The following is a 22,756-nucleotide window of genomic DNA, read 5'->3' as shown; positions in this document are numbered from 1 at the left end:
CGCGTCTACTCCGCCGGATACGTCAACGTCACCAGTTCGCACTTCGACGTGCGCTTGCCGTCGTAGTCGTAGATCGCGAGCAGATGCTGGCCTCGGCTGTTCGCGATCGGCAGCGTGATCGCCCGGCGATCCGGGTTGTTGCCGCCGGCCGGTTCGTCCGAGACCTGCTTGCGCATCTCGGACTCGAGGTCCGACGGCGTATTGATGCCGTTCTCCGGGCCACGGCTCCGTACCCGGCTGTAGAAATGAAACCCGTTGTCGGTCCAGCCGCGCGGCAGCATGTTGCGCCACTGGTTATTGGTGACTTCCTTCCACAGCAGATCGGTGTTGCCGCTCAACGTAAACGGCGTCGGACACGCACCGGCCGCGAACGCTTGCCCGCACAACAGCGGGAGGGCGGCAAGCGACAACGCAACGTATCGAACCGCGTGTCGCGCGAGGCCGGCATCGCGTTGCGACCCGGGATGGTGCGGCAAGTCATGGGGCGTTTTCATACGGCATCCTCCGAGTGATGGATCGGTATGCGACCGTGGTGCGGCCGCTGGGGAATACCGTATCGCTACCGTTCTCACGCCAGAATGCGGCGAACGTCACATTCGCGGTCACGGGGCAAAGGTGCGGGGCCGTGGCCCGGGATGGGTGTGGCGCCTGGAGGATGTGCGAGAACGCGGTGCGGTGGCGCGATCGCACGTTGTCGCTGCAGGGAAGGTGATGGCGGTGGCGAGGGCCGTCTGTGCCGCCCCCGCCACGGAGAAATTGCCGAACAGCGCCGCGATGCCGATCAGCCGTCGACCGGCTGCGCCGGCGTGTCGAGCCTGAGCTGATAGAACGCCGCATCGAGCCAGCGGCCGAACTTGAAGCCCGCTTCGGTGATCGTTCCCGAGTGCACGAAGCCGAGCCGCGTGTGCAGCCCGACGCTGCCGCCGTTGGTCGCGTCGATGCAGCCGACCAGCACGTGCACGTCGGCTTCGCGCGCACGCCGGATCAACTCGCGCAGCAGCAACTCGCCGAGCCCGCGGCCGCGATGATCGCGGTGCACGTAGACGCTGTGCTCGACCGTGTACTTGAACGCCGGGAACGCGCGGAACGTGCCCCAACTCGCGAAGCCGACCAGCGTGCCCGATTCATCCACCGCGCCGACGACCGGAAAACCGCCGGCGCGCTTGGTCGCGAACCACGTGACCATCGCTTCCGGCGGGCGCGGCCGGTAGTCGTACAGCGCGGTCGAGTTCACGATCGCATCGTTCAGGATCTCGAGGATGGCCGCGGCATGCTCGGCCTCGCTGCAATCGATCAGGCGCACGTCGTCGCGCTGTTTCGGGGAATTCATACGGGCTCCTGCGCCGGTCGGCTTTGAACGGATGACACTTGCCGCGCGCCGGCGGCGGATGCATCGCAGATCGCGACGACGTAGCGCGCGACGTGCGACGACGGGTTGCTGAAGATCAGCGGCTGATCGAGCCGCATGGCCAGACAGTCGCCTTCGTGAAGTTCGTGAAGCTGGTCGCCGAACGTGACGTCGACGCGCCCGTGGACGACCCATACCTGCTGATGCAGTGCGCTTTCGCGCCCGCCCGAGTCGTACGCGACGCGCGCGCCGGGCGGAAAATCGACCTCGACCAGCTGGATCGGGGACGGCCAGCCGGGCGGCGACAGATTGCGCCGCACATAACCGGACGCCGGATCGCGCCATTCCGCCTGCTGTGCGCGCCGCACCAGCGGTTGCGCGGGTGCGTCGTCGCGATCGCCGCCGAACAGCCCGGCCAGCGACACGCCGAGGCCCGCCGCGAGCTTGTCGAGCACGACGGCCGTCGGGCTCGCCGACGCACGCTCGATGAGCGAGATCATCGAACGGCTGACGCCGGAACGCGCGGCGAGCGCATCGAGCGTGTAGCCTCTCAGGGTGCGCAAGTCGCGCACGCGCCGGGCGATGCGTTCGTTGATGCCGGTGTCGTCGGCAGGGGCGTTGATCGATTCTTGCATGGTGGATTTATTTTCCAGCAAATTGGAATTCGATGTCAACGGGATTCGTACTGCCCCGGCGGACGGTTCGATGGCGGCCGAACGCTTGCCCGGCGCGTGGGTCGAGCGTAATATACGAAACAGCTATATTTCGTTTAATTAGAGACATATGGGAATCATCAAGATATCCGAGCAGATGCACGAACGGCTCCGCTCGACCAGTACCGCATTGAGCCGCTCGATCAATGCTCAGGCGGAGCACTGGCTGCGCGTCGGGATGCTGGCGGAACTCAATCCGTCGGTGTCGTACGGCGACATCTGCCGGATGCTGATCGAGGCCGAGGCACGCGGCGACGCGGGTCCGACGGAGTCGGTGGCCCACGGCATCGAGCAGGTGGCGTAATGGCGAAGCGCGAAATCCCGATCCGCGGCGACGCGGAAATCGCCAAGTCGCGCGAGGCAGCGAAGCTCGCGTCCCAGGTGCTGACGATGATCACCGAGCACGTGAGGCCGGGCGTCACCACCGACGAGCTCGATGCGCGCTGCCGTGAATACATCGTCGACGAACTCGGCGCGATTCCGGCGAACATCGGTTATCACGGCTATCCGAAGACGCTGTGCACGTCGGTCAACCACGTGGTCTGTCACGGCATTCCGTCGTCGCGGCCGATGCGCGACGGCGACATCGTGAATCTCGACATCGCGGTGATCAAGGACGGCTGGTTCGGCGACACGAGCCGCATGTACTTCGTCGGCGAGCCGGGCGAACTGGCCCGGCGCCTCGTCGCGACGACCTATGAGGCGATGCATGCCGGCATCCGCGCGGTTCGTCCGGGCGCGACGCTCGGCGACGTCGGCTATGCGATCCAGCAGGTCGCGCATCGCGAAGGGTTCAGCGTGGTCCGCGAGTACTGCGGGCACGGCATCGGCGACGTGTACCACGACGAGCCGCAGGTGCTGCACTACGGCCGCCCGGGCACCGGCGTGCCGCTGCGGCCGGGGATGATCTTCACGATCGAGCCGATGCTGAACGCAGGCAAGCGCGACACGCGCGTGCTGGCGGATGGCTGGACGGTCGTCACGAAGGACCATTCGCTGTCCGCGCAATGGGAGCACATGGTGGTGGTGACGGAGCAGGGCTTCGAGGTGCTGACGGACGACGTGAAGCCGCCGGCGCTCGCGGCGCTTTCCGGCACGCACGCGGCCTGACGCGCGGCCACCCGCGCGCAGCGGCGCAACGAAAACGGGCCCCGTTCATCACGTTGGGGCCCGTGTCATTTTCGGTCAGTCGCGCGGCGCGACCGGCAGCGTGACGCGGCTTAGCCGCGCGCCTTCTGCCATGCGTATTCGACGAACACGCGGCACAGCGCTTCCATGCCGTTGCGGTCCTCATCGTCGAAACGCGCGGCGACCGGGCTGTCGACATCCCACACGCCGATCAGCGTGCCGTCGGCCGCTACCAGCGGCACGACGATTTCCGATTCCGACGCGGCATCGCAGGCGATATGGCCCGGAAATTCATGCACGTCGCGCACGACCTGCGTCTCGCGGGTCTGCGCGGCCGTGCCGCACACGCCCTTGCCGAGCGCGATCCGCACGCACGCGGGCTTGCCCTGGAACGGGCCGACCACGAGTTCCGACCCGTCGAAGAAATAGAAGCCGGCCCAGTTGAGGCGGTCGAGCGAGTGGTAGACGAGCGCGGAGAAGTTCGCGGCGTTCGCGGTCAGGTCGCGTTCCGATTCGACGAGCGCGCGTGCCTGCTCGACGAGCGTCGCATAGAGTTCGGCCTTGGAGGCGTGAGGGTCGTTGGACAGCGTGAACATGGCTGAAATGCGATAAGGGTTGTGAAAAGCGCGATGCGCGTCCCGCAGTCTACGGCACGCGACGCCGGTTTGCAGCGCGTGGTTCGCGGGCGCCGTGCCGAACGCGCGGTGCAGGCGCCCGCGACGCCGCTCAATCGGGTTCGAGTTCGGTGAACCGCTCTGCCAGGAAGTCGAGCAGCGCGCGCACCGCGGGCAGCAGCCCGCGCCGCGACGCGAACACCGCGTGCACGATCTCGCGGCGCGGCGCCCAGTCCGGCAGCACGGTCACCAGTTCGCCGCGCGCGACTTCGTCGCGCACCATCATCGTCGGCAACTGCACGACGCCGACGCCCGCGACGGCCGCCGCGCGCAGCGCGAGCATGCCGCCCGTCACGAGGCGCGGCTGGTGGTGGATTTCCGCCTGCGCGCCGTCGGGGCCGCGCAGCCGCCACACGTGCGCGGCCTGCGGCACGCCGTGATCGAGGCTCGGCAGGCGGGCGAGATCGGCGGGGACGGCCGGCACGCCGAGCTCGCGCAGCAACGCGGGGCTCGCGACGAGGCACTGGCCGCGTTCGGCCAGCACGCGCAGCGCGAGATCGCTGTCCTCGAGCGGCGGCGGGCGCACGCGGATCGCGACGTCGATCCCTTCGCCGACGACGTCGACGCGCCGGTTGGTCGCCTCGAGGTGGATCTCGACGCGCGGGCACGCGACCATGAACGCGGCGATCATCGTGCCGACCAGCGAATCGAGCAGCACGACCGGGCAACTGACGCGCACGATGCCGCGCGGCTCCTCGTGCAGCAGCGCGATCGCCTCGTCGGCGGCGTCCGCTTCGACGAGCATTGCGCGACAATGCGCGTAATAGGTCTGGCCGACGTCGGTGACGGTGAAGCGGCGCGTCGAGCGCTGGATCAACCGCATCCCGAGCCGCGCCTCGAGGAGCCCGATGCGGCGGCTCAGCTTCGATTTCGGCATGTTCAGCGCACGTCCGGCCGGCGCGAAGCCGCCGTGCTCGACAACCTGCACGAAGTAATAGAGATCGTTCAGATCCCGTTCGTTATCGTTCATGAAATAGAACGCTGAGTGCGAATTTGGCAGTCTACCGGATCGATCGTTCCACCTCTATATTCCTACTCAGGATGCGAAACACGTGTTTCGCCGCAATTCGGAGAAGGCAAATGAAGAAGATCCAGGGTGTTTACAGTGCGCCGCGCGGCCATTGGGTCGGCGACGGTTTCCCGGTGCGCTCGATGTTCAGCTATCAGTCTCACGGCACGCACCTGAGCCCGTTCCTGCTGCTCGACTACGCGGGACCGGCGAACTTCGAGCCGGCTTCGGCACCGCGCGGGGTGGGCCAGCACCCGCACCGCGGGTTCGAAACGGTGACGATCGTCTATGACGGCGAAGTCGCGCACCGCGACTCGACCGGCGCGGGCGGCGTGATCGGCCCGGGCGACGTGCAGTGGATGACCGCCGCGAGCGGGATCCTGCACGAGGAATTCCACTCGGAGGAATTCACGAAGCGTGGCGGTCCGCTCGAGATGGTGCAGCTGTGGGTGAACCTGCCCGCCGCTGACAAGATGGGTGCGCCCGGCTACCAGACGGTGCTGGACGCGGACATCCCGGTGGTCGAACTGCCGGACGGCGCAGGTCGGGCGCGGATCATCGCGGGCGAACTCGACGGGCGGCGCGGCCCGGCCCGTACGCACACGCCGATCGACGTGTGGGACGTGCGGCTCGTGGCAGGCGGTCATGCGCGGTTCCCGGTCCCCGAAGGTCGGACGCTTGCGGTGGTCGTGCTGAACGGCACGCTGATGGTGAACGGCGATACGGTTGCCCGCGAAGCGCAGTTCGTGCAACTGAGCCGCGACGGCCGCGATGTCGAGATCGAAGCGAACAGCGACGCCAAGCTGCTGATCCTGAGCGGCGAGCCGATCGATGAGCCGGTCGTCGGATACGGGCCGTTCGTGATGAACTCGCAAGAGGAAATCCGGACCGCGATCGACGATTTCAACAGCGGCCGCTTCGGCCGGATGCCGGCCTGACGGACAGGCCCCGCGCAATGCGGGGCCTTTTTCATGCGCGGAAGGGCGGTCGCGCGCCGCGTGCGCTTCGAGGCATAATCGACGGTTGCCGCGCGCCGGCCGGCGCGCCCGAATCAGGACCGACATGACCGCTTCCGCACCCGCCGCATCCCCGAGCGCCGCCGATCTCGACTGGCGCTGGAAATCCTTCGACGCGCTGACGGCGCGCGAAATCTATTCGATCCTCGAAGCGCGCAGCGCCGTGTTCGTCGTCGAGCAGAACTGCGTGTATCGCGACATCGACGATGCGGACCAGGCTGCGTGGCACCTGGCCGCGTACGATCCGGCGGGCCGCCTGGCCGGCTACCTGCGCGTGCTGCTGCCGGATGCGCGGAACACCGATGTGCGCATCGGCCGCGTGCTAACGACCGCCGCGTTTCGCGGCGCGGGCCTTGGCAACGCGCTGCTGTCGAATGCGCTCGAGCACATCCGCGCGCAGTGGCCGGACACGCCCGTGAGCCTGCATGCGCAGGCCCACTTGCAGCGTTTCTACGGGGCCTTCGGCTTCACGCCGAGCTCGGACGTGCACGACGAGGACGGCATTCCGCACGTCTGGATGAGCAGCGCGCGCGGCTGACGCACCGCGCGCCGCGCCGTCAGTGGGCGGCGCGCGTCACCGACGGGCGCTCCGTACGCGGGGCGGCCGCCCGCTCTTCGATCAAGCGGCCGCGCGCGGACAGCCGCAGCCAGTGCCGCAGCGCGATCAGCGCGCCGATCACGCTCATCATCGAACCCGGAATCCACAGCAGCAAGCCGCCGATCTGCTGGTCGCGCAGCGGGCTGAGCCACGTGAATGCGCGTCCGCAGATCGAGTAGATCGGATACAGCTCGTGCGGCGTGAAGAAGATCAGCGCGCCGAGCGCGAGCTGCGGCGGAATCGCCGCGACGACGATCAGGATCCGGCGGCCCGGCGACAGCCGCGCGGGCGGCGCGGGACGCGGATCGACGACGAGCCACCAGAACAGCAGCCCGTCGATCACCATGCTCCAGTTCATCACGCGATAGAGACGCCAGTCCAGCATCGCGATGAAGTGGATCGGCGACAGCAGCCAGAAATAGATCAGCCCGACGAACAGCACGACCGCGACGACCGGATGGAACACCACGTCGAGGGTCGCGCGCACGGGCGCCCACGCGAGCGCGGGGCGCACGAAGCGCTGCCGCCAGCGAAACGGAATGCCCGCGCGGATCGCCGCGCCCGGGTATGCCAGCGCGATGAAGAACGGCCCGAGGTGGTGCAGCACCAGGTGCTGCGCGCGATGCATGAAGAATTCGTGCTCGAAGAAGTAGTCGAGCCGCGTATGCAGCGCGATATACAGCGCCGTCAGCCCGAGCCAGAACGAGAACTGCCGCAGCGGCGACACCTGCGCCTTCTTCACGCCGCGCGCGAACAGCACGGCGGCCGTCAGCACCGCGATGACCACGGTCGGCGACGGTTCCCACGGATCGAGCCAGTACAGGACGTTCATCGCGCGCGCATCACTTTGCCTGGGCCGGCGATTTCACGGCGAACGGCGTGTCGACCGTTTCGCCGTCGGAGAACTTCAGGCGCAGGCGCACGGTGTCGCCGGGCTTGATCGCGTGCTTCGGTTCCTCGAGCATGAAGTGGTAGCTGCCGGGCGCGATGTCGACCTTGCCGCGGGCGGGGATCGTCAGCTTGTCGACCATTTCCATCTTCTGGGTCGAGCCGTTCGACACGGTCTGGTGCAGCATCGCCATCCCGTAGTCGGGGCTGTCGACGTCGACGAGATCGACCGGCTTGTCGCCCGTGTTGACGAGCGTCACGTAGCCGCCCGCGGGCAGCTGGTTCGGCAGCCAGCGCACCCACGCGTTCTGCGCGGTGATCGCGCCGGCGGCGTACGCGTGCGCGCCGGTGCACAACGCGGCGAGGAGGGCGAACGTCTTGAGAGTCGTCTTCATGTCGGAATTCAGGTGGTGGAGGCGGTGTCGATGATCCGGCGCACATCGGCGGCGATGGCGTCGGGCGAGTCGCTGTCGGTCGCGAGCAGGCGCGCGCGGCCGTTCGCATCGAAGATGTAGACGGCCGAGCTGTGCGTGACCTCGTAGCCGCCGGCCGGATCGCGTTGTTCCATCTGGTACGCGACGCGATAGCGTTTCGCGAGCGATTCGATCTGGCTGTCGGTGCCGGTGAGGCCGCGTGCGTGCGCGGCATCGAACGCGGCGACGTATGACTGCATCGCCTGCGGCGTGTCGCGCGCGGGATCGACCGATACGAACAGGATGCGGACGTCGTTCGATTGCGGGCCGAGCTTCGCGAGCACTTCCATCAGCCGCGCCATCGTTTCCGGGCAGACGTCCGGGCAGTGCGTGTAGCCGAAGTAGACGAGCGCGATGCGACCGTGGAACGCGTTCGCGTCGACCGGGCGACCGTCGCCGCCGGTCAGCGTGAACGACAGGTCGGGCAGGTGGCCCGTGACGTTGGTCAGGTGCCAGTTCGGCTCGTCGTGCGTGCATGCGGCGAGCGCGACGGCGGCGGCCAGCGCGGCGGCCGTGCGGGCGAAGCGGGTGAAGCTGAAGCGGCGCCGGTGCGGCGCGGGACGGGCAGACGACATCCTGGGGCTCGATCGGACGGAATGGTCGTCGGCCGGCGCGGCGCCATGCGTCGCGCGGCCGGCGGTTGCGACTGTAGCGCAATTCCCGCGCCCATGTCCTTTCGAAACTGGTACGGCGCGGGCGAGCGGGGCAATATGTCGCAGTTGACGACGGACGCGGTGCGAGGTCCGTCGTGCAACGGTTTCGCCCATCCCGGCACTCAGGCGCGGTAAGATGCGCACAATTCCATTCTCGCTGCGGCGGCCCCGCGTTTGCAGGCGCTCCTCAGACTATCGAATCGATGCAATCCGTTCCGGCTTCCCTGTCCCTGACCGATACCGCGTTCTTCTTCGACTTCGACGGCACGCTCGTCGAGCTGGCGCCCACGCCCGACAGCATTCACGTCCCGCCGTCGCTGCTGACGCTGCTCGATGAATTGCGGCGCCGCTCGCACGGCGCGGTCGCCATCGTGTCGGGTCGCGGCATCGACAACCTCGACATGTTCCTGAACATGCCGGACCTGCCGATGGCCGGCCTGCACGGCGCCGAGCGTCGCGATGCGAACGGCGACACGCAGCGCATCGGCTTCAACGACGATCGGCTGCTGCGCATCGAGCGCGAGCTCGCGTCCGTGGTCGACCGCTATCCGGGCATGCTGCTCGAGATCAAGGGGGCGGCCGTCGCGCTGCACTACCGCAACTCGCCCGAGCGCGAGCCGGTCGCGCGTGAAGCGACCGAGCGCCTCGTCGCCGAATATGCGGATGCGTACGTGCTGCAGCCCGGCAAGATGGTGTTCGAGATCAAGCCGAAGGGCGTCGACAAGGGGCGCGCGCTGGCCGCGTTCCTCGACGAACCGCCGTTCGCGGGGCGCGTGCCGCTGTTCGCGGGCGACGACCTGACCGACGAGAAGGGCTTCGCGGTGGTCAACGCGCGCGGCGGCCTGTCGATCAAGGTCGGCGCGGGCGAGACGTCGGCCCGGACGCGGCTCGACTCGGTCGACGCGCTGCACGAGCAGATCGCCCGCTGGCTCGGCGTGGAGCTGCCGGGCGCATGAGCCGACTCATCATCGTTTCGAACCGCGTCGCCCCGATTTCGGAAGGCGAACCGGCGGCGGGCGGCCTCGCGATCGGCGTCTACGACGCGCTGAAGGAGACGGGCGGCATGTGGTTCGGCTGGAGCGGCGAGGTGGTCGCGTCCGGTGCGCCGCAGATCCGTATCGAGGAGCGCGGGCCCGTGACGTTCGCGACCGTCGGGCTGTCGCGCCGCGATTACGACCAGTATTACCGCGGCTTCTCGAACGCGACGCTGTGGCCGGCTTTCCACTACCGCGCGGACCTGATCCAGTACGACCGGCACGAGTTCGAAGGCTACCGCCGCGTGAACGACTGGCTCGCGCAGCAGCTCGTGCCGCTGCTGCAGGACGACGACGTGATCTGGGTGCACGACTATCACCTGATCCCGTTCGCGCGTGCGCTGCGCGCGGCCGGCGTGAAGAACCGCATCGGCTTTTTCCTGCATATCCCGTTTCCGGCCGCGCAGGTGCTCGTCAACGTGCCGCCGCATCGCGAGCTCGTCGAGTCACTGTGCGCGTTCGACCTGCTCGGCTTCCAGACCGAGCCCGACCTGCGCGCGTTCTGCGACTACGTCGAGTTCGAGGCCGGCGGTGAAGTGACGCGCGAAGGCCACACGATGCGCGTGAACGCGTTCGGCAACACGCTGCGTGCGGCCGCCTATCCGATCGGCGTGTACCCGGACGAGATCGCGTCGCTCGCGCAGGCGGGTGAAAACGGCAAGGCCGTGCGCACGCTGGCGACGTCGCTGCGTGGCCGCCAGCTGATCATGAGCGTCGACCGGCTCGATTATTCGAAGGGGCTCGTCGAGCGATTCCGCGCGTTCGAGAAACTGCTGGAACACCAGACGTCGATCCGCAATCGCGTGTCGTTCCTGCAGATCGCGCCGTCCACGCGTGCGGACCTGCGCGCGTACCAGGACATCCGCCTGCAGCTCGAGGCGGAGTCGGGGCGCATCAACGGGCGCTACGCGGAGCTCGACTGGGCGCCGATCCTCTACATCCACCGCCAGTACGACCGGCAGGTGCTGGCCGCGCTGTACCGGCTGGCGCGCGTGGGCTTCGTGACGCCGTTGCGCGACGGGATGAACCTCGTCGCCAAGGAGTACGTGTCCGCGCAGGATCCGGACGATCCGGGCGTGCTCGTGCTGTCGCGTTTCGCGGGGGCCGCGCGCGAGCTGACGGGCGCGCTGATCGTCAATCCGATCGACATCGACGGAATGGCCGATGCGCTGTCGCTGGCGCTGACGATGCCGCTCGCCGAGCGGCGCGCGCGTTATGTGGACATGATCGCGCAGCTGCGCGAGAACAACGTGTCGGTGTGGCGCGACAATTTCCTGCGCGACCTGCAGCGCGGGTAGCCGGTGCTGCGCCGCGCGAGTCGCGCGACAGGATGAAAAAAGCCGCCGTGCGTGAAGCACGGCGGCTTTTTTATCGGCTGCGCGGCGCTGCGTCAGGCCGCGCGTTCGCCGGTCGGCGTGGTGCCGTCGGGTGCGTGATGGCGGCCGTGCTGCTTCGCGAGCAGGTCGCGGTACAGGCCCGGACGATTGCGCAGCACGTCGGGGCTGCCGTCGTCGATCACCTTGCCGTTGCTCATCACGATGATGCGGTCGAAGTTGCGCAGCGTCGACAGCCGGTGCGCGATCGCGATCACCGTGCGGCCGACCATCAGGCGGTCGAGTGCGCTCTGGATCGCTTCCTCGGACGCGCTGTCGAGCGCCGACGTCGCTTCGTCGAGCAACAGGATCGGCGCATCCTTCAGGATCGCGCGCGCGATCGCGATGCGCTGGCGCTGGCCGCCCGACAGCTTCACGCCGCGGTCGCCGACGATCGTGTCATAGCCTTCCGGCATCGCTTCGATGAACTCCGCGCAGCGTGCGTCGCGCGCGGCGGCGAGCACTTCCTCGCGGGTTGCGTCGGGACGGCCGTATGCGATGTTGTCGTAGATCGTCCGGTGCATCAGCGAGATATCCTGCGGCACGAGTGCGATCGCGTGGCGCAGGCTGTCCTGCGTGATCGCCTTGACGTCCTGGCCGTCGACCTTCACGGCGCCGTCCTGCGTGTCGTAGAAGCGTTGCAGCAGCGCGAGCACGGTCGACTTGCCGGCGCCCGACTTGCCGATCAGGCCGACGCGCTGGCCCGGTTCGATATGGAGATCGAAGTGGTCGAGGATCGCGCGGCGATGCGGATACGCGAACGTCACGCGTTCGAAGTCGACGCGCCCGCCCTTGGCCGACAGCGGCTGCGCGTCGGAGCGGTCCGGCATCCCGTGCGGCTCGAGCAGCGTCTTCACGGCTTCGGACAACCGTGCGACGTGCTGCGTGACGTCGACGAGCGCAACCGCGAGGTCGCGCGTGCCGTGCAGGATCGTGAAGCCGAGCGAGCTGACGAGCACGATGTCGCCCGACGTCGCGCGGCCCTGGTCCCACAGCCACAGCGCCCAGCCGAGCAGGCCGGCGGACAGCATCGCGGTGATCACCGCGTGCAGCAGGCGCAGCTTCTCGAGATAGAGCAGGCTTTGCTGGCGCGCGTCCATCTCGGCCTTCACCGTCGCGCCGAAGCGTTTCTGTTCGCGCAGCGTCATCCCGAACGCACGCACGAGGCCCATGTTGCCGATCACGTCGACGAGTTCGCCGTCGACTGCCGCGGCCTTCGCCGCGAACGTGTGATGGCGCGCGGAGCCGCGCCCGGCAAGCTTGAACAGGATGACGGAAAGCACGGCCGAACAGCCGAGCAGGCCGGCGGCCATCAGCGGGTTCACGACGATGATCATCAGGATCGCGCCCATCACCGCGATGCACGGCGGCAGCACGTTCCACGCCATCGTGTTCTCCGACGTATAGACGGCGTTCGATGTGGCGGTGATGCGGCTCGCGAGCGTGCCCGGCTGCTTTTCCGAGTAGTACGTCGGCGAATGGCCGATCAGATACTGGAACAGGTCGCGCCGCAGGTCGCCGGTGACCGCGACGAACGTGTGCGCGGCGACCCAGCCGCCGACGCGCCAGAGCAGGTTGTCGGCCGCGATCAGCCCGACGAGCAGCGCGAAGGCACTCCACAGCGGGCCCGGATGATGGCGCCCGGCCGCGAGCACGTCGATCAGGTGCTTGATCGCGTATTGCGAGCCGAGCGCGCAGCCGACGGCGGCCAGCACGCTGCAGAGCACGATCAGGTGCGCGACGGGATGCAGGCGGATGTAGCGGAACAGGAACGCGATCGGCCGATGCGCGTAGCTCGACAGCTTCGCGTTGTGGGCGTTGCGCTGGGCAGGGGTGAGAGATTCCAAAATATGCGTGCGGTAATTCGGTGATTGAGCGGAGCGGCTGGATCGCAGCCGGTGGTCGCCCGGACTGAATAATCCGGCATTGTAAACAAGGCCGTGCATTGCGCTGAGCGAATCTTGCCTTGGCCAGGGGCGCGCGATCAATTTTGAGATAAAATCCGGCATCCCGTCTTGCCGCATGCGCCGGAATCGCGATGCCGGCGGTGACGGGATGACAGGGAGCGCCAAAAGGGCCTTCCACTCTAGAACGGACACCCAAGTCCGCGGGTTGCAAAGTGTTGCGGCTTTGTAACAAAGCAAAGTGTTTGAAATGTTGTGCGCCGTATCAGGACTAACCCTAGATAATCGGCTCCGGGTTCGATTCCAGGTTTTTACGAACCCCTGTCAACGGGTCTTCGTTTCAAACGTTCTATGCCTGTCGCGTCGCCGACGCTCCTTGAGCAGCGCGGGTTCGACGCCCCCGGCAGGCTGATTCGTCCGATTTTAAGACGAAATGCATCCAGCCCGGATCGCCGGCAGGTTGCCGACCCATACCTGGTTTTTAGCCGATTTTTTAGGAGTTACGCATGCGAATCGCCCAAATCGCTCCGTTGCACGAAGCGGTCCCCCCGAAGCTTTACGGTGGTACCGAGCGAGTGGTGTCCTATTTGACCGAAGCACTTGTCGAGATGGGGCATGACGTCACGCTCTTCGCGAGCGGCGATTCGCAAACTTCCGCGAAGCTCGAAGCGTGCTGGCCGCAGGCGCTGCGCCTCGACCCGACCATCCGCGACGTGATGGCCCCGCACATGCTGCTCCTCGAGCAGGTGCGCCGCCGCGCGGAAGAGTTCGACGTCCTGCACTGCCACATCGACTACTACCCGTTCTCGCTGTTCTCGCGCCAGCCGGTCCCGCATCTGACGACGATGCACGGCCGTCTCGATCTGCCGGAACTGCAGCCGGTCTTCAACGCATTCAGCGACGTGCCGGTCGTGTCGATCTCCGACAACCAGCGCATCCCGCTGCCGCAGGCGAACTGGCTGTCGACCGTCTACCACGGCCTGCCGGAAAACCTGCTGACGCCGATCCCGAACGTGAAGCCGAGCTACCTCGCGTTCCTCGGCCGCATCTCGCCGGAGAAGCGCGTCGACACGGCGATCCGCATCGCCGAGCAAGCCGGCCTGCCGATCAAGATCGCCGCGAAGCTCGACAAGGCTGACCGCGCGTACTACGAAGAGAAGATCAAGCCGCTGTTCGCGCTGCCGCACGTCGAGTACATCGGCGAAATCAGCGAGTCCGAAAAGACCGAATTCCTGGGCAACGCGCATGCGCTGCTGTTCCCGATCGACTGGCCGGAGCCGTTCGGCCTGGTGATGATCGAGGCGATGGCCTGCGGCACGCCGGTGATCGCGTTCAAGCGCGGCTCGGTGCCGGAAGTGATCGACAACGGCGTGTCGGGCTTCGTCGTCGAAGACGAACTGTCGGCCGTCGCGGCGCTCAAGCGACTCGACACGCTGCCGCGCGAGAAGGTTCGCGCTGCGTTCGAAGCACGCTTCTCGTCGAAGGTGATGGCCCAGAACTACGTGAAGGGTTACGAGGAACTGCTGCGCCAGAAGCGCCGCACGGTGCTGCGCGAAGTCAACGCAGGCTGATGCCGGGCCGCTGGCCGCGCAGCGGCATGCGGCCTTTATCGACGCCCCGTCCGGGTCCCCGGCGGGGCGTTGTCACATCTGCGGCGCGGATCTGTTGTATTCTCGCCGCGCCCGACGCCGCGAACGGCCCCGGAAGCGGTCCGGCGCGCCATCCGGCCGTCTGTCCAGACGGTAATGTCCCTATAATGGCCGTGCCGTGAAATCCGGCCCCGCACGAACATCGAGAGGAGAGCTGTCTTGGCGAGAACGAAAACCACGCGCGCAGCACCGGCCCCCGGTGCCGGCGTGATCTTCGCGTTGCGCGCGATCGGTCTCGTGCTGTTCGCGCGCTGGCTGTTCTCGATGTCCCAGATGGGCTATCGCGCGTCGCTGTCGGCGATGGTGTCGTCGCCCTGGGCGTTCGTCTATCTCGTGCTGATCTTCCTGCTGCTCGCGCTGCCGGGCGCCGTCGCGCGCGCCGAGCGGCCATTCCATCCGCTGCCGCAGTGGCTGCGCCAGGCGCTGCGGGTCTTCGCGCTGATCGGTTTCCTGTTTGCCGTGTGGTCGATCGGCGTGTTCGCGTGGGCGGCCGGCTGGCGTCCCGCGCTGCACGCGGTGACGGCGACCAACGGCTGGCTCGTCGCCGCACCGGCGCTTTATGCGGCGATCGTGTGGATGTGCCGCCCGCGGCCGCTGTGGCGTACCAACGTGGCCGCGCGCCGCTTCGCGGTCGGCCGCTACGCGATCTCGCTCGACACCCTCACGCGTACCGCGATCGTCTGGATGGAGAGCCGCAAGGTCGGGCAGTACGACGCGCGCGAACTGTCGGTGCGCTGGCCTGGCCGGGCCGCGTCCGCGGCGGGCGAGCAGGGCGCGCAGCCGGCCGTCGTGCCGCCGCTGCGCGGCAGCCTGTTCCGGCGGCCGAAGGTGGAGCTGCTGTGGGATTCGCCGGCGGCCGTCGGCCATAACCGGCAGATCGTGATGCGCGCGCCGCTCGCGACCGAGGGCGACCGCGTCGCGGTGCTCGCGCTCGACGCGGCGCTCAAGCAGATCGTCTGACCCGGCCCGCGCCGCACGCGGGCGACAAGGAGGCGCAATGATCGTCCGCTGGTTGCTGGCAGCCGTTCACCTGATGGCGTTCGGCGTCACGTTCGCCGCGATCGCGGGGCGCAACCGCGCGCTGCGCCGGCTCATCGCCTCGGCGCAGGCCGCCGACCTGCCCGGCGTGTTCAAGGCCGACGCGGCCTGGGGGCTGTCGGCGCTGGTGCTGATCGCGACGGGGCTCGCGCGCGCATTCGGCGGTTTCGAGAAAGGCGCCGCGTATTACCTTCACGAGCCGCTCTTTCACCTCAAGATGACCGCGCTCGTGCTGATCCTGCTGCTCGAGATCGTGCCGATGCTCGGGCTGATCCGCTGGCGCATCGCCGCGCGGCAGCAGCAGATGCCCGATCTCGGCCGCGCACGGACCTATGTGCGGATCGGCCATTGGCAGGCCGTGCTCGTGATGGTCATCGTAGTTGCCGCGTCGGGGATGGCGCGGGGGATTGGCGTGGCCGGGTAGGGGCGGCCGGACAGCGGGGCGGGCAGATATGGCTGGCCAGGGCCGGCGACTGATCCCCGGCCCGGCCCGACGGGAGGCTGCGGGCAGCTGGACCCGGTTTCACCCCCGCGGGTTTTTCCCGCCAGGCACCCGCCGCTGCGCGGGCGAATCCGCCGCATGACCGCGTGACCGGGCGGCCCCGCCGCCCGGTTCGTCCCGCGCTCAGCGCACGAGGCAGGGGCGCTTGTTGTTGAACGTCCACCCCGGAATCAGATACTGCATCGCCGCCGCGTCGTCGCGCGCGCCGAGCCCGTGCTGCTTGTAGAGCTCGTGCGCGACCGCGACCGCATCCATGTCGATGTCGATGCCGAGGCCCGGCCGCTTCGGCACTTCCACGAGCCCGTTCTCGATCTTCAGCGGCTCGCGCGTCAGCCGTTCGCCGTCCTGCCAGATCCAGTGCGTGTCGATCGCGGTGACCTGGCCGGGCGCCGCGGCCGCGACGTGCGTGAACATCGCCAGCGACACGTCGAAGTGGTTGTTCGAATGCGAGCCCCACGTGAGGCCCCAGTCGCGGCACATTTGCGCGACGCGCACCGAGCCCTGCATCGTCCAGAAGTGCGGATCGGCGAGCGGGATGTCGACCGCCTGCAGCTGCACCGCATGGCCCATCTGCCGCCAGTCGGTCGCGATCATGTTGGTCGCCGTCGGCAGCCCGGTCGAGCGGCGGAACTCGGCCATCACCTCGCGGCCCGAGTAGCCGTTTTCCGCGCCGCACGGATCTTCGGCATATGCGAGCACGTGGTGCAGGTCGCGGCACAGCCGCACGGCCTCGTCGAGCGACCACGCGCCGTTCGGATCGAGCGTCACGCGCGCATCGGGGAAGCGCTCGGCGAGCGCCGTCACTGCCTCGACCTCGCTCGCGCCGTCGAACACGCCGCCCTTCAGCTTGAAGTCGTTGAAACCGTAGCGCGCATGGGCGGCTTCGGCGAGCCGAACGACCGCCTCGGGCGTCAGCGCGGCTTCGTCGCGCACGCGCGTCCAGTCGTCGGTCGCGCCGCGGCTGTCGCGATAGGGCAGCGCGGTCTTGGTGCGGTCGCCGACGTAGAACAGGTAGCCGAGCATCTCGACGCGCTCGCGCTGCTGTCCTTCGCCGAGCAGTGCGGCCACGGGCACGCCGAGATGCTGGCCGAGCAGGTCGAGCAGCGCGGCTTCGAGCGCGGTGACCGCGTGGATCGTGGTGCGCAGGTCGAAGGTCTGCAGGCCGCGGCCGCTCGCGTCGCGGTCGGCGAAGGTGCGCCGCACGTCGTTGAGCACCGCATGGTAGTTGCCGACCGGCTGGCCGACGACGAGCGCGCGCGCGTCGTCGAGCGTGCGGCGGATGCTTTCGCCGCCCGGTACCTCGCCGACGCCGGTCCGGCCGGCGCTGTCCTTCAGGATCAAGAGGTTGCGGGTGAAGAACGGGCCGTGCGCGCCGCTCAGGTTGAGCAGCATGCTGTCGTGGCCGGCGACCGGAATGGCTTGCAGGTCGACGATGCGCGGCGTGTCGTGGGAAGGCGAAGCAGTGACGGCGTTCATGGCGGCGATGGCAAAAGAGTGGGCGATGCCGTGCGGCAAAAGCTTTGCCGCACGCGGCGGGAGGTGCGATCATTCGACAACCGACGTGCGCGGCGCGCAAGCCCCGCATGTCGACAGCAACCCGAAAGGGTGGGGGCGACCAGCTCGATGCCGGTGGCGCGGCGGGTCGGAGCAAGCGCGAATGCGCGCTTCGATCGACCGCGAAACCGGGAGCCGGCGGCGTGCAGAAGCGCGCATGCCGGCCGATCGCGAACCACGGGACCCGGCAGGCGCTGTTGCGCCGGCCGCGGTCGACAGGAGATCCGTGTCGCGATCATCAGTCGTCGGATGACTTGTGACGCAGTATAATGAATCATCGGCGTTCGCTCAAACCCCGCGTAAACCCTCGGCTCACATTACGATCATTCAAAAAGGAACCGGCCTCATGTCCGTGCCCACGCTTCCCGCAGCGCCGCGCCGTCGCGCACGCAGCCTCGCACAAGATGTCGTCGACGCGCTGACCGCGCAGATCGAAAACGGCACGCTGCGTCCCGGCGACAAGCTGCCGACTGAAACCGAAGTCATGGCGGCGCAGGGCGTCAGCCGTACGGTCGTGCGCGAAGCGATCTCGCGGATGCAGGCAAGCGGCCTCGTCGAGACGCGCCACGGCATCGGCAGCTTCGTGCTCGAGCCGGCGCGTCGCCAGACGCTCGGCATCGATCCCGCGACCATCACGACGTTGCGCGACGTGCTTGCGGTGCTCGAATTGCGCATCAGCCTCGAGAGCGAATGCGCGAGCCTCGCCGCGCAGCGCGCGAACGATACCGACCTCGCCGCGCTGCGGCGCGCGCTCGACGCGATCGCGTCGGGGGCGGGCGGCGGCCGCGACACCGCGCAGCTCGATTTCCAGTTCCACCTGCAGATCGCGCAGTCTACCGGCAACCGCTATTTCGTCGACATCATGACGCAGCTCGGCGCGTCGATCATCCCGCGCACGCGCGTGAATTCGGCGCGCTTCGCCGGCGACGATCTGGAGCGCTATGTCGGCCGGCTCAATCACGAGCACGAGGACATCTACGAGGCGATCGCGCGCCACGACCCGGAGGCCGCGCGCGCCGCGATGCGCACGCACCTGACCAACAGCCGCGAGCGGCTGCGCCGTGCGCACGAAGCCGCCGAGGCGGAGCGCGACACGCAGACCAGCTGACGCGTGGCCGCCGACACGGCCTGCGCGTTGCCGCGGGTCGTGACGAATCTCACCTCAACATCAGTCATCGTATGAGGTCGGCGCGATTGCGCCGATCGCTTCGCGACCGGCCGCGTATCCCGCCGGTTCATGCCGGTTCATGCCTCGTGCGAGGGGAGGCCGGGCGGCGTTCCCGCCACCGCCCAAGCCAGGGCAGCCTGGCGATCCAGGCCGCCCATCCCGCCCGATCAGCCCCCCTTCGTCACGATGGTCTTCCACGCGCCGCTCTTCACCTGGTACAGCGTCGACATCCCGCTCTTCAGCGAGCCGTCGTTCGCGAACGAGATGCGGCCGGTGACACCTTCGAAGTCGACCTTCTTCAGCGCCGGGCGATAGACCTTCGGATCGGTCGAGTTGGCCGCCTGCATCGCCTTGATCGCCGCCCACGCCGCGTCGTAGCCGAACTGCGCGTACGACAGCACGTCGACGCCGAAGCGCTTCTTGAAGCGCTGCTCGAAATCCTTGCCCTGCGGCAGTTCGTCGAGCGGCCGCCCGTATTCCCACGCCATCGCGCCTTCGGCGGCCGGGCCGGCGATCTTGATGAACTCGTTGTCCTTCACGCCGCCGCCGCCGACGAACTGCGCGTTCAGACCGAGCTGGCGCATCTGCTTGATGAAGTTGGCGGCGAGCGAATCGAGACCGCCGAAGAAGATCAGGTCGGGGTTCTTGCCCTTCAGGCTTGTGATCTGCGCGCGGAAGTCGACTGCCTGGTTGCTGGTGAACTCGCGGCCGATGATGTTGCCGCCGGCCGCCTTCACGGCCTTCTCGAACTCGTCGGCCTCGCCCTGGCCGAACGCAGTGCGGTCGTCGATGATCGCGATCCGCTTTGCCTTCGTCACGTCGACTGCGTACTTGCCGGCGTTGCCGGCGTTCTGGCCGTCGGTCGCGATCACCATGAACATGTTCGCGAGCCCGCGCGCCGTGAGCGTCGGGTTGGTGGCGGCCGGATCGATCACCGGAATGCCTGCCTTGTCGTAGACCACGGATGCCGGAATCGTCGTGCCCGAGTTGAAGTGGCCGACCACGACCGACACGTTCTGGTCGACGAGCGCCTGCGCGGCCTGCACGCCGATGCGCGGGTCGGCCTGGTCGTCCTGCACGACGAGGTCGAAGTGCACGGGCTTGCCGGCGATCTGCACCTTCTGCGCGGCGGCATCGTCGAGCGCAAGCTGCACGCCGTTCTGGAGATCCTTGCCGTAGCCGGCGTTCACGCCGGTGAGCGGCGCGGCGAAGCCGACCTTCACGTCGGTCGCGTCGGCGGCCCGGGCGACCTGTTGCGAGAGGACGGCTAGCGCGGATACGACTGACACCGACAGCAGGGAATGACGGAATTTCATGTTCGTTCCTCTTGTTCTACACCAGCGGGTGGGTACCGCACGCATCCGGCGGGCCGGGCGCGTGCGACGGGTGGGCGGTTCGACCGCTTCTCGGAATCGGGCGGGGAGGTCGGCATGCTGATGATTCCCGGAAGAATCTCCCGTCAGGCTCGGCGAGGAGCCCCGATCGCCTCGATATATAGGTCGCCGATATGCACGGGTCTTGGCAATTTGCCGCGCATTTGGTGCGGATTTGCGCATAGCTTCCGCGCGTGCGCGGGCGGCCGGTATCGGGAGTTTCCCGTCACGAACGGACGGGAGGCGGGTGCGGACGGGCAGGCGGCGCAGCCCCGGCGGGGCCGCGCCGCGTGTGCCGTCGTCAGTCGGACAGGGCGTCCGACGCTGCTTCTTCGTCGTCGTGCGACGCGTTCGCGCGGATCGCCGGGTCGCTCGTGCTCGGGCGGCCGGTCTCGACGTGGCCCGCGAAGCGGCGCAGGAAGCCGAGCAGCCGGCCGTCGCTGACGGTCAGGTCGTACCAGCCGTGGCTGCCGCGCAGATCCCAGTAGTCATCGACGTGCGCGCCCGGTGCGAGGTCGAACGTGCGCGCGTGGCCGTGGCCGTACGCGTTCGTCACCTTGAGCCGGACGGCCTTGTGGCCGCGGTTCATCAGGCGCAGCGTGATGTTGCCGTTCGCGACGTCGTAGCCGTAGATCACTTCGGGGTTCACGTTGGCGCTGCCGACGCCGGTCGCGAACGGGCCGCGGAAATGGCAGTAGAAGCCGTTCGGGCCGTACACGTCGAGGTCGTACAGGCCGAGCGACGCCGCGGCGCTCCACGTGTCGGCGATCCGCTTGCCGGCCTCGACCGTGTACGCCCACGGGCCGTCGAGGCGGTTGCGCGACTGCACCTGGAACGCTGCGCCCGCACGGCCGGTGTTCGCGAAGGTCAGCCGGAACAGGCCGTTCACGGATTCGACGCGGCCGTGCACGAACAGCTCGTACGGCAGTGCACGTGCCGGACGCAGCCCGGCCTCCTGCTTCGGCAGCTTCTGCAGGACCGGCGGCACCGGGATGTAGTCGGGATGGCGCGCGCGATCGGGCGGCGCATAGCCGCTCGTGTCGGGCAGCGTCGGCCACGCGGCGTCCGAGGTCGCGAAGTCGAACGCGGCGGTCAGGTCGCCGCACACCGTACGGCGCCACGGCGACACGTTGGCGGCGGTCACCGGGTACTGCGCGCCGAAGCGCGCCTCGATGAATTGCAGCAGCGACGTGTGATCGAAGGTCTGCGAACAGACCCAGCCGCCCTTGGTCCACGGTGACACGACCAGCATCGGCACGCGCGGCCCGAGCCCGTACGGGCCGGCCATGTGCGACGCGTCGCCGGCGAACACCTCGTTGGTCGTCGCGACCGTCGACAGCCCGTTGTCGGGTGACTGCGGTGCGAACGGCGGCGGCACGTGGTCGAAGAAACCGTCGTTCTCGTCGTAGGTGATGAAGAGCGCGGTCTTGCTCCACACGTCCGGATTCGACACCAGCACCTTCAGCACCTGCTCGATGTACCACGCGCCGTAGTTGGCCGGCCAGTTCGGGTGCTCCGAGTACGCTTCCGGCGCGCAGATCCACGACACCTGCGGCAGCGTGCCGTTCTTCACGTCCTGCTGCAGCACGTCGAACAGCGTGCCGCCGGTGCTGATGTTGGTGCCGGTGCGCGCCTTGTCGTACAGCGGCGTGCCGGGCAGCGCGCTGCGGTACTGGTTGAAGTAGAGCAGCGCGTTGTCGCCGTAGTTGCCGATGTACGGGTTCTGCGTCCAGCCCCACGAGCCGTTCGCGTCGAGCCCCGTGCCGACGTCCTGGTAGATCTTCCACGACACGCCGGCCTGCTCGAGCACTTCAGGATAGGTCGTCCAGCCGTAGCCCTGTTCCTCGTTGCCGAGCACCGGGCCGCCGCCCGTGCCGTCGTTGCCGACGTAGCCGGTCCACATGTAGTAGCGGTTCGGGTCGGTCGAACTCGGGATCGCGCAGTGGTACGCGTCGCAGATCGTGAACGCGTCGGCGAGCTGGTAGTGGAACGGGATGTCGTCGCGCTTCAGGTACGCCATCGTCGTGGTGCCCTTGTTCGGCACCCACTGGTCATAGCGGCCCTTGTTCCATGCCGCGTGCATGTCCTGCCAGCCGTGCGGCAGGTCCTGCAGGAACTGCAGCCCGAGCTTGTCCGCGCCCGGGTGGAACGGCAGCAGCTCGGCCGGGCCGACCGGCTGGTGGAACACCGACTTGCCGTTCGCGAGGCGCAGCGGGCGCGGGTCGCCGAAGCCGCGTACGCCGCGCATCGTGCCGAAGTAATGGTCGAACGAGCGATTCTCCTGCATCAGGATCACGATGTGTTCGATGTCGCGGATCGTGCCGGTACGGCGGTTCGCGGGAATGGCGAGCGCATCGCGGATCACGGGCGGGAACAGGTTCAGCGCGGCGGCGCCGGCGGTGCCGGCGGCGACGCGCAGGAAGTCACGACGGTTCGATCGGGTCATGGTCGTTATCGTGCGATAAAGGGGGGAGCCGATTGGCGGGACATGCGGAGAACAAGCGGGCGCGTCCGGAGCGCAGGATGCGGCTGCGCCGGTCGTGCCGCCGCGAGCATAGCGAGGATTCGGTGTCATTCATGTGAAGTCCGGAAACGTTTGCGGGTGCGAACCGGACGGTGTTCGGCAGGCGTTGCGGCGTCGAACGTGCTGCGGGGAGAGGC

22 protein-coding genes are annotated in these 22,756 nt (G+C 68.1%); 10 read left to right on the top strand and 12 right to left on the bottom strand.

Annotated elements, in window-relative coordinates:
- Positions 1 to 5: 5 nt before the first annotated feature.
- From GEM_RS11780 to GEM_RS11770, 3 genes are all read right to left on the bottom strand, one after another.
- Positions 6 to 494, bottom strand: a complete 489-nt coding sequence (locus tag GEM_RS11780) for a hypothetical protein (RefSeq protein WP_014897635.1) — start codon at positions 492 to 494, stop codon at positions 6 to 8.
- A 287-nt stretch (positions 495 to 781) separates the two neighbouring features.
- Positions 782 to 1,330 (bottom strand): GNAT family N-acetyltransferase, encoded by a 549-nt coding sequence (locus tag GEM_RS11775; RefSeq protein ID WP_014897634.1) that lies wholly within the window; start codon positions 1,328 to 1,330, stop codon positions 782 to 784.
- On the bottom strand, positions 1,327 to 1,983 hold the full coding sequence (locus tag GEM_RS11770) for a helix-turn-helix domain-containing protein (RefSeq protein WP_014897633.1): 657 nt from the start codon (positions 1,981 to 1,983) through the stop codon (positions 1,327 to 1,329). The genes GEM_RS11775 and GEM_RS11770 overlap by 4 nt, the downstream gene beginning before the upstream one ends.
- Before the next feature lie 148 nt (positions 1,984 to 2,131).
- Between GEM_RS11770 and GEM_RS11765 the strand changes: the two genes are divergently transcribed.
- Complete coding sequence (locus tag GEM_RS11765; protein ID WP_014897632.1) at positions 2,132 to 2,365, top strand: ParD-like family protein; 234 nt, start codon at positions 2,132 to 2,134, stop codon at positions 2,363 to 2,365.
- Positions 2,365 to 3,171: a type I methionyl aminopeptidase gene (gene map, locus GEM_RS11760; protein ID WP_014897631.1), complete on the top strand. Its 807-nt coding sequence runs from the start codon at positions 2,365 to 2,367 to the stop codon at positions 3,169 to 3,171. The genes GEM_RS11765 and map overlap by 1 nt, the downstream gene beginning before the upstream one ends.
- A 110-nt stretch (positions 3,172 to 3,281) precedes the next feature.
- Here the strand turns inward: map and GEM_RS11755 are convergent, their stop codons facing one another.
- Together GEM_RS11755 and GEM_RS11750 are read right to left on the bottom strand one after the other, a co-directional pair.
- Complete coding sequence (locus GEM_RS11755) at positions 3,282 to 3,785, bottom strand: GAF domain-containing protein (RefSeq protein ID WP_014897630.1); 504 nt, start codon at positions 3,783 to 3,785, stop codon at positions 3,282 to 3,284.
- Between the two features lie 130 nt (positions 3,786 to 3,915).
- Positions 3,916 to 4,833: a LysR family transcriptional regulator gene (locus tag GEM_RS11750; protein WP_014897629.1), complete on the bottom strand. Its 918-nt coding sequence runs from the start codon at positions 4,831 to 4,833 to the stop codon at positions 3,916 to 3,918.
- 110 nt (positions 4,834 to 4,943) lie between these two features.
- On the opposite strand from GEM_RS11750, the gene GEM_RS11745 reads away from it, so the two are divergent.
- Together GEM_RS11745 and GEM_RS11740 are read left to right on the top strand one after the other, a co-directional pair.
- A complete protein-coding gene (locus tag GEM_RS11745) occupies positions 4,944 to 5,810 on the top strand; it encodes a pirin family protein (protein ID WP_014897628.1) in 867 nt (288 codons plus the stop codon).
- 124 nt (positions 5,811 to 5,934) lie between these two features.
- Positions 5,935 to 6,426 carry a GNAT family N-acetyltransferase gene (locus GEM_RS11740; RefSeq protein WP_014897627.1) on the top strand — a complete coding sequence of 164 codons (492 nt, stop codon included), beginning with the start codon at positions 5,935 to 5,937 and terminating at the stop codon, positions 6,424 to 6,426.
- Between the two features lie 19 nt (positions 6,427 to 6,445).
- Here the strand turns inward: GEM_RS11740 and GEM_RS11735 are convergent, their stop codons facing one another.
- The 3 genes from GEM_RS11735 to GEM_RS11725 are packed head-to-tail and all read right to left on the bottom strand — an operon-like array spanning position 6,446 to position 8,422.
- On the bottom strand, positions 6,446 to 7,318 hold the full coding sequence (locus GEM_RS11735) for a cytochrome c oxidase assembly protein (protein ID WP_014897626.1): 873 nt from the start codon (positions 7,316 to 7,318) through the stop codon (positions 6,446 to 6,448).
- 10 nt (positions 7,319 to 7,328) lie between these two features.
- Complete coding sequence (locus GEM_RS11730) at positions 7,329 to 7,769, bottom strand: copper chaperone PCu(A)C (protein ID WP_014897625.1); 441 nt, start codon at positions 7,767 to 7,769, stop codon at positions 7,329 to 7,331.
- Positions 7,770 to 7,777: 8 nt separating this feature from the next.
- Positions 7,778 to 8,422, bottom strand: coding sequence for an SCO family protein (locus GEM_RS11725; RefSeq protein WP_014897624.1), 645 nt, complete (start codon positions 8,420 to 8,422; stop codon positions 7,778 to 7,780).
- 281 nt (positions 8,423 to 8,703) lie between these two features.
- Here GEM_RS11725 and otsB point away from each other — a divergent pair, with 281 nt between their 5' ends.
- A complete protein-coding gene (otsB, locus tag GEM_RS11720; protein ID WP_014897623.1) occupies positions 8,704 to 9,456 on the top strand; it encodes a trehalose-phosphatase in 753 nt (250 codons plus the stop codon).
- Positions 9,453 to 10,832: an alpha,alpha-trehalose-phosphate synthase (UDP-forming) gene (gene otsA, locus GEM_RS11715; RefSeq protein WP_014897622.1), complete on the top strand. Its 1,380-nt coding sequence runs from the start codon at positions 9,453 to 9,455 to the stop codon at positions 10,830 to 10,832. The genes otsB and otsA overlap by 4 nt, the downstream gene beginning before the upstream one ends.
- 92 nt (positions 10,833 to 10,924) lie before the next feature.
- Here the strand turns inward: otsA and GEM_RS11710 are convergent, their stop codons facing one another.
- Positions 10,925 to 12,754: an ABC transporter ATP-binding protein gene (locus tag GEM_RS11710; protein WP_041490529.1), complete on the bottom strand. Its 1,830-nt coding sequence runs from the start codon at positions 12,752 to 12,754 to the stop codon at positions 10,925 to 10,927.
- Between the two features lie 563 nt (positions 12,755 to 13,317).
- Between GEM_RS11710 and GEM_RS11705 the strand changes: the two genes are divergently transcribed.
- The 3 genes from GEM_RS11705 (at position 13,318) to GEM_RS11695 (ending at position 15,922) form a co-directional block, all read left to right on the top strand.
- A complete protein-coding gene (locus tag GEM_RS11705; RefSeq protein WP_014897620.1) occupies positions 13,318 to 14,382 on the top strand; it encodes a glycosyltransferase family 4 protein in 1,065 nt (354 codons plus the stop codon).
- A 237-nt stretch (positions 14,383 to 14,619) separates the two neighbouring features.
- Complete coding sequence (locus tag GEM_RS11700; RefSeq protein ID WP_014897619.1) at positions 14,620 to 15,420, top strand: hypothetical protein; 801 nt, start codon at positions 14,620 to 14,622, stop codon at positions 15,418 to 15,420.
- Positions 15,421 to 15,457: 37 nt separating this feature from the next.
- Positions 15,458 to 15,922 carry a DUF2214 family protein gene (locus GEM_RS11695; protein WP_014897618.1) on the top strand — a complete coding sequence of 155 codons (465 nt, stop codon included), beginning with the start codon at positions 15,458 to 15,460 and terminating at the stop codon, positions 15,920 to 15,922.
- A gap of 201 nt (positions 15,923 to 16,123) precedes the next feature.
- On the opposite strand, the gene gudD is transcribed toward GEM_RS11695, so the two are convergent.
- Positions 16,124 to 17,476 (bottom strand): glucarate dehydratase, encoded by a 1,353-nt coding sequence (gudD, locus tag GEM_RS11690; RefSeq protein WP_014897617.1) that lies wholly within the window; start codon positions 17,474 to 17,476, stop codon positions 16,124 to 16,126.
- Between the two features lie 424 nt (positions 17,477 to 17,900).
- Between gudD and GEM_RS11685 the strand changes: the two genes are divergently transcribed.
- On the top strand, positions 17,901 to 18,662 hold the full coding sequence (locus GEM_RS11685; RefSeq protein WP_014897616.1) for a FadR/GntR family transcriptional regulator: 762 nt from the start codon (positions 17,901 to 17,903) through the stop codon (positions 18,660 to 18,662).
- Positions 18,663 to 18,889: 227 nt separating this feature from the next.
- Here GEM_RS11685 and GEM_RS11680 read toward each other — a convergent pair whose 3' ends face one another.
- Positions 18,890 to 20,038, bottom strand: coding sequence for a branched-chain amino acid ABC transporter substrate-binding protein (locus tag GEM_RS11680; RefSeq protein ID WP_014897615.1), 1,149 nt, complete (start codon positions 20,036 to 20,038; stop codon positions 18,890 to 18,892).
- A gap of 358 nt (positions 20,039 to 20,396) precedes the next feature.
- Complete coding sequence (locus GEM_RS11675) at positions 20,397 to 22,541, bottom strand: phosphocholine-specific phospholipase C (RefSeq protein ID WP_014897614.1); 2,145 nt, start codon at positions 22,539 to 22,541, stop codon at positions 20,397 to 20,399.
- Between the last annotated feature and the right edge of the window lie 215 nt (positions 22,542 to 22,756).

It is taken from the genome of Burkholderia cepacia GG4 (assembly GCF_000292915.1).
GTDB lineage: Bacteria > Pseudomonadota > Gammaproteobacteria > Burkholderiales > Burkholderiaceae > Burkholderia > Burkholderia cepacia_D.
Note: the sequence above shows the minus strand (reverse complement) of the source record. Positions and strands in the feature narration are given on the sequence as shown.